We start from the raw sequence: 330 nt of genomic DNA on the forward strand, positions 1-330 counted from the left end.
CGCATGAACATTGCCCGTCTGGTCTATGACAACCGGCCCCTTATTCCCCATAGCCAGAGAACAGCCATGAGCCTTTAACTGCTCCATGAGAACAGTCGGGACAAAGCTCTTCCAGCCCTTGAGAACGATTACAGCCAATCCAGCCTTATCAATATGGGTGCGTTCCTGTTGAGCACGTTCCTGGGGCTTCAGTTTCCCTCTGGTGCGTATTCCTTCCAGTCCTGCATCCCTGAGCAATTGGGCTTCTACTGTTTTGCTCTCTGCATCCAGAGCCTTGATGACCGCATCATTATGTCTGCCGGACAGGATAGGTTCCCCTGTGCGTATTTC

General features: G+C 52.1%; 1 protein-coding gene. It reads right to left on the bottom strand.

The window, feature by feature from the left end; translation table 11 throughout:
- A partial coding sequence (locus tag HK26_RS13550; RefSeq protein ID WP_180539551.1) for a hypothetical protein occupies positions 1–330 on the bottom strand: 330 nt, incomplete at both ends.

The organism is Acetobacter okinawensis, from assembly GCF_002153655.1.
Lineage (GTDB): Bacteria > Pseudomonadota > Alphaproteobacteria > Acetobacterales > Acetobacteraceae > Acetobacter > Acetobacter okinawensis_A.